General features: G+C 42.8%; 5 protein-coding genes and 4 tRNA genes. 3 read left to right on the top strand and 6 right to left on the bottom strand.

Annotation, left to right across the window (positions count from 1 at the left end; all coding sequences use genetic code 11):
• Positions 1-180 precede the first annotated feature (180 nt).
• The 4 genes from R7E00_RS22385 to R7E00_RS22370 form a co-directional block, all read right to left on the bottom strand.
• Positions 181-256 (bottom strand) — tRNA-Thr (locus R7E00_RS22385).
• A 13-nt stretch (positions 257-269) separates the two neighbouring features.
• A tRNA-Gly gene (locus R7E00_RS22380) sits at positions 270-344 on the bottom strand.
• A gap of 35 nt (positions 345-379) precedes the next feature.
• Positions 380-464, bottom strand: a tRNA-Tyr gene (locus R7E00_RS22375).
• Positions 465-500: 36 nt separating this feature from the next.
• Positions 501-576, bottom strand: a tRNA-Thr gene (locus tag R7E00_RS22370).
• Between the two features lie 205 nt (positions 577-781).
• Between R7E00_RS22370 and coaA the strand changes: the two genes are divergently transcribed.
• Positions 782-1,705 (top strand): type I pantothenate kinase, encoded by a 924-nt coding sequence (gene coaA / locus R7E00_RS22365; RefSeq protein WP_005388683.1) that lies wholly within the window; start codon positions 782-784, stop codon positions 1,703-1,705.
• A 7-nt stretch (positions 1,706-1,712) separates the two neighbouring features.
• Here the strand turns inward: coaA and birA are convergent, their stop codons facing one another.
• Together birA and murB are read right to left on the bottom strand one after the other, a co-directional pair.
• Positions 1,713-2,678, bottom strand: coding sequence for a bifunctional biotin--[acetyl-CoA-carboxylase] ligase/biotin operon repressor BirA (birA, locus tag R7E00_RS22360; RefSeq protein WP_054579710.1), 966 nt, complete (start codon positions 2,676-2,678; stop codon positions 1,713-1,715).
• Positions 2,675-3,718, bottom strand: a complete 1,044-nt coding sequence (murB, locus tag R7E00_RS22355; RefSeq protein WP_053303319.1) for a UDP-N-acetylmuramate dehydrogenase — start codon at positions 3,716-3,718, stop codon at positions 2,675-2,677. Before murB ends, birA begins: the two co-directional genes overlap by 4 nt.
• A 101-nt stretch (positions 3,719-3,819) precedes the next feature.
• Here murB and R7E00_RS22350 point away from each other — a divergent pair, with 101 nt between their 5' ends.
• A complete protein-coding gene (locus tag R7E00_RS22350; RefSeq protein ID WP_017633746.1) occupies positions 3,820-4,251 on the top strand; it encodes a GNAT family N-acetyltransferase in 432 nt (143 codons plus the stop codon).
• 71 nt (positions 4,252-4,322) lie between these two features.
• The gene (gene pssA, locus R7E00_RS22345; RefSeq protein WP_025768993.1) at positions 4,323-5,663 is read left to right on the top strand and encodes a CDP-diacylglycerol--serine O-phosphatidyltransferase; all 1,341 of its coding nucleotides are present in this window, start codon (positions 4,323-4,325) and stop codon (positions 5,661-5,663) included.
• The last annotated feature ends 604 nt before the right edge of the window (positions 5,664-6,267 follow it).

Below are 6,267 nucleotides of genomic sequence, written 5' to 3'. Positions count from 1 at the left end.
TGTTTTACCGTGGTCAACGTGGCCGATAGTACCAACGTTAACGTGCGGTTTCGTACGTTCAAATTTTTCTTTAGACATGAGTGGTCCCTCTAGGTACGGATTTAGGTGGCCCAAATTGACCACGCAACCAAAAAAAGATAATTGGTAAATCTAATATCAAAAGGAAATAAACTTGAGAGCTGGTGCTGATAGGCAGATTCGAACTGCCGACCTCATCCTTACCAAGGATGCGCTCTACCACCTGAGCTATATCAGCACTCAAATTAGAGTGGAGCGGGCAGCGGGAATCGAACCCGCATCATCAGCTTGGAAGGCTGAGGTAATAGCCATTATACGATGCCCGCAACACGTAACTCTGAGAGCTATTTCCTAAAGAATATGGTGGAGGGGGACGGATTCGAACCATCGAAGGCAGTGCCGGCAGATTTACAGTCTGCTCCCTTTGGCCACTCGGGAACCCCTCCAAATTTTCAAGCCATTCAGACTACTAAAGGAAAGAATGGTGCCGACTACCGGAATCGAACTGGTGACCTACTGATTACAAGTCAGTTGCTCTACCTACTGAGCTAAGTCGGCATAAGTGGTGCGCATTCTATTGAATGATTTTCTAGGTTGCAATAGTAATTTGAAAAAAAATCATAAATTTCGATTTTTTAGATTCGTTTGCTGCAAATTCGTACAAACTTGGCTTTTTTAAAGTAAACTTCGACCTTTGTCGTTTGCTTTGAAGTTCGCTTGATGTATGTTCTTGCTTCTATTAAACCAAGGATAAACGAGACCCATGAGTCCATTTTTGTCATTTGACCGTGCAAATTGGGCCGAGTTAAGAAACTCTGTACCGATGACACTTTCTGAAGACGACTTGACTGCGCTTCAGGGCATTAATGAAAACCTAACCATGGAGGAAGCGGTAGAGATCTACCTTCCTTTGTCTCGTCTTTTGAATCTGTATGTCCAAGCTCGTCAAAGCCGCAATTCCGTATTACAACAATTCTTAAATACAGAGGAACATGCTCCCCCTTTCGTAATTGGTATCGCTGGCAGTGTTGCTGTAGGCAAAAGTACGACTGCTCGTATTCTAACGGCATTGCTTTCTCGTTGGGAGAATCACCCCAAAGTCTCCTTGGTTACAACAGATGGCTTCCTATATCCGAAAAAAGTACTAGAAGAACGCGGTATCATGCATCGTAAAGGCTTCCCTGAATCCTATGATATCAAGCGTTTAGTCGAGTTCATGTCTGACGTAAAGGCAGGAAAGCCCGATCTTGAAGTACCCATCTACTCTCACATCACGTATGACATTACTGATGAACTAAGAAAAGTGGATAGACCGGATGTTCTTATTATTGAAGGTTTAAACGTTCTGCAAAGTGGAATGGACTATCCACATGACCCGCATCGTGTCTTCGTCTCTGACTTTTTAGATTTTTCAATTTATGTCGACGCAGAAACAGAGACCATTGAACATTGGTATGTAGAACGCTTTTTAAAGTTTCGCCAAGGGGCCTTTACGAAACCAGGCTCTTATTTTAGCCACTACACACAACTCTCTGTCGATGACGCAAAGAAAAAAGCGAAGCAAATTTGGCATGATATTAATGGGCTCAATTTAGAATTGAATATTCTTCCAACTCGTGAGAGAGCCCACTTGATTCTACACAAAGGCGTTAACCACTTGGTTGATAAAGTCTCGTTGCGAAAGTAATCGAAGATTAGTCACTTTTACGCAACGAGATTTCACCACCAATATAAGTCTCGAGTCCTTGGGAGGTTTCGATTAATATTCCACCTTGATGATCGATGCCTCGAACGACGCCATATACCTCTCTAGGACCAATAAGCAGTTTGACCTGACGATTAAGGAAATTGTCTAACCGATTCCAACGTTCGATAAAGCCAGTAAGCCCTTTCATTTCATATTCGACAAGTGCGGAATTCCAATGCTTGATAAGTGTCATTGCTAGAACATTTCTATCGTTCTTGAGACTCTGATTTACTTGGTTCAACGTGGTCCATGGCTGGTCAATCTCAGGCTGGTCGTCAGGCATTCCAATATTCAGGCCCATCCCAATCACTAGATGAGCAGCCCCACCGGCCTGACCCGACATTTCAACCAAGATTCCGGCCAGTTTTTTATCTTGATAATACAAGTCATTCGGCCACTTGAGTTTAACACCTTGCATGCCTACTTCTTCCAAAGCTTCCACTGCGGCAATCCCAATCACCAAGCTCAAGCCCATTGCCGCAGCCATTCCTGCATCCAGTCGCCAATACATAGAGAGATATAAGTTAGAGCCAAACGGTGAGACCCATTGTCTACCGCGGCGACCACGCCCTTGTGCTTGATATTCAGCAATACAAACACGGCCCTTTTCCGAATCCGCGACTCTGTCGAGCAAATATTGATTCGTTGAGTCAATCACAGGGACGAGTTCAACAAGTGACTCCGAGCTAGTGGTAAGGAGAGTCTCGTCTAACAACTGCAATGGTGAGGCTAATTGGTAACCGCGCCCTTGCACTCGATAAATATCAATACCCCATTCACTAAGACCTTTAATGTGCTTAGCGATTGCCGCTCTAGAAACATTAAGATCGTCGCCCAACGCTTCTCCTGAATGAAACTCTCCATCACTTAATAACTTTAGAATATGAAGTTTCGTAGAGTGATCTTTTCTCATCTAGATGCCTCGATCTGAGCCAAATTGGTCTCCCCGGTACGATTGAGAAAGCGTACTTCATGCTCAAGTATGATTTGGTATTTGTCCCATACTGTCTGCTTCACTAAAGAAGCAAGCGCGACAATGTCATCTGCACTACAATTATCCATGTTGGTCAAAACCAAAGCTTGCATAGGGTTGACCTGCGCACCGTGTACAGACTTCCCTTTTAATCCACACTGATCGATAAGCCAACCAGCAGCAATTTTCATTCCTCCAGAAGCTGGGTAGGCCACTACGTTAGGGTATTTTTTTGTGAGTCGATCATAGTGATCTTGCGTGATCACTGGGTTTTTAAAGAAACTACCTGCGTTACCTATCTTGGTTGGATCTGGTAGTTTTGCCTTTCGCACTTGGCATACTCGTTCGAAGATAGAAGCAGGGCTGAGTTGTTCTTCTGGGATACTTTGTAAAGGGCCGTACTGGTTAATCGGCTGCCATTGCTTCGCCAACTTAAGCCCTAATGCGGTGATAAAGCACTTTCCGTGCAACGCATGTTTAAATATGGAATCCCTATAGGCAAACTCACAGTCTTGGGCGTGCATTCTTTTGTTTTCAAACGTAGTTAGGTCAAGAACATCTACATAATCACAGATGTCTTTTAGCTCTAGGCCATACGCACCAATGTTCTGAATAGGAGCCGAGCCAGCACAACCTGGAATCAAAGCTAAGTTCTCGATCCCACCGATCCCCTGATTCACACACCAGGAAACCAATTCAGGCCAATCTTCACCACCGGCAATATGTAATAGGTAGTGCTCATCCGTTTCCGTGACTTCTTTACCCATGATTCGATTAACAATCACTAATCCCTCAAAATGTTCTGTAAAAAGAACATTACTTCCTTTACCTAAAAAAAGTTTCGGTAAATGGGTGAATCTTGGGTTTTGAAATAGCTCAATAACATCTTCGAGCGACTCAACGATAGCTAAATAGGAACACGATTGTTCAATTCCAAAAGTATGGTAAGCCTTTAGGCTCGCATTTGTTTTAATTTGCATAGTAGGTTTGCAACACCAGATAAGATTCTCTTAAACTGTCGACATTCTACATTAGTTATCTTTTAACCGCAGTGACAATACCAGACTCATTAATCATAGAAGTGTTAAATCCCATCAAGCTCCCCCTCATTAAGAAACTATACAAAGCGTATTACCCTGCGGGTCGAGCCAAAAAGGATGAATTGATCATTACAGCAAGCCATAAGGGTGAAATCATTGCGTTACTACGTTTAAAAGGTGTAGATAAAGTTCGTCTGTTGACAGGAATGTTGGTCATTCCGAAAGTTAGGGGAACAGGGATTGGAAAAAAACTACTAACTCATTGTAAAAACAATGTTTTCACTGATGGCGATTATTGCTTCGCGTTTACACATCTCGAATCCTATTATTCCAAGCATGGATTCACAACAATTGATTGCTCTGAGCTACCACACCCGCTAAAAATGGCATTTCAACGTTACGTAGATAGCGGTAAAGATCTCATTCCAATGCAATTCATCTCTTCAACGACATCAAAACGCGTGCTTTTGTAGCCAGGTAAATCATATCTTTGATAAAATGGCAGGTTCGCAATATTGCACTAAACTAAGGTACTCATACCGATATGATAGTAAGTAGGAATCCATTCGAACAGTTGCCAAGTCTCGCTGTCAATCCGGAAGACTTTGATGTTCTGTATTCAGCAGAATCATTCAGAACCCGTCTTTTAGATGCTATCAGCAAAGCAACGTCGCGAATTTACCTAGTCGCTCTATATCTGGAAGATGATGAAGCTGGACGTGAAATTCTCACTGCGCTTTATGAAGCGAAACAGCGCAATCCTGGGTTGGACATCAATATCTGTGTCGACTGGCATCGAGCGCAGCGTGGCCTGATTGGTGCGGAGACATCTGAGGGTAATTCAGCGCTTTACAAAGCATATGCCAGTAAGTACCAGCACCCAATCCCTGTCTATGGCATACCAGTGCGTGGCAGAGAAGTTTTTGGGGTACTGCATTTAAAAGGCTTCATTGTCGATGATACTGTTATCTACAGTGGGGCGAGCTTAAATAACGTTTATCTCCATTATCATGAACGTTATCGATTTGATCGTTACCATGTGATTCGACATGAATCTTTAGCGAATTCAATGGTGCAATTCATTCAGGAAGAAATGATTGCTCACCCTGCCGTTAATGATCTTGCAGGAAAAGATAAGCCAGAAACCAAAGAAATAAAGTCGGCGATTCGCCAACTGAGGGCTTCTCTTGCTCAAGCCAACTATAAGTTTGAAGACCAAGCTGCAACAGAAGAAAGTGTAAAAGTCACTCCGTTAGTTGGGCTAGGCAAACGCCGTAATCTGCTCAATCAACAGATTGTAAAGTTATTGGCAGCAGCCCAAGACGAAATTTTCATTTGTACGCCTTACTTTAACTTCCCTAAAGCACTTCATCGTGAAGTGAAACGAGCCATGAAGCGTGGTGTGAAAGTAACTATTGTTGTGGGCGATAAAACCGCCAATGACTTTTACATTGCACCTGAGGAAGACTTTAAAACCATTGGCGGACTTCCATATCTTTACGAAGTGAATTTGCGTCGCTTTGCGAAAGCCAATGAAGCGAATATCGCCGCACGTAAATTGTCAATTCACCTATGGAAGCATGACAATAACAGCTTCCACCTTAAGGGTATTTGGGTTGATAAACGCTATATGCTACTTACTGGGAATAACCTAAATCCACGTGCTTGGTCACTCGACCTAGAAAATGGGCTACTCATACAAGACAATTATGCGAAGCTCACTGAGAAGTTTGAAGACGAAGTTTCGCGTATTCTTGAGCATACTCACCTTATCTGTACTTATAAGCAATTAGAGAAAGTAGAAGACTATCCTATAGAGGTACAGCGACTGGTCAGAAAAATTACCCGCCTAAAGGCAGATGGTGTTTTAAAACGTATTCTTTAGACATCATTTCTCGCTCTAAAGTACGTCGAAATTTTTATACTAAGCCAACCGCTTTAGCAGTTGGCTTTTTCATATAATCCATTTGGAATAAGCACATAACCACTTAGATCTAGAGCGACTCTCTTAATGGGTTTGAGCTTTGACGTTTGTGAGTATTCCGCATAGCTTACAGCCTCGAGCTAAGCTCCCCCTCTCTGTTCTGGCGCTTCTTACCCTTTGGCGATATATTTTTTCTGAGACTCATCAAATGTTCAGCGTCGAAAATCATCACCTCGCTAATGAAGAGCTCCTTCAATCTTTCATCTTCCAATTCGTTTTTTCTTTCTCATCAAGATTCAAGTCGTTGAACGCCTTTGAATACCATAGATTACTTAGGCTTGTTTGTAGGTCATATTGCCTTTCCACAGCATCACCGGCCTATAATTAATTAAAGCCTAGTGTGTAATTACGCAGAGTTCGCTTAGTAGGGATTATGTGAAATAGTCTAGTTAGGTGTATAAACACTCTTCAGGGAAACGTCGCAGTAGAAACGAAAAAAGCCCCAGTCTTTCGACTGAGGCTTAATATAAGTGGCGGAGTGGACGGGACTCGAACCCGCGACCCC

Source organism: Vibrio sp. Vb1755, from assembly GCF_033338635.1.
GTDB classification, from domain to species: Bacteria; Pseudomonadota; Gammaproteobacteria; order Enterobacterales; family Vibrionaceae; genus Vibrio; species Vibrio alginolyticus.
The sequence above is the reverse complement of the archived record's forward strand: the minus strand, read 5'-3'. Positions and strand labels throughout refer to the sequence as shown.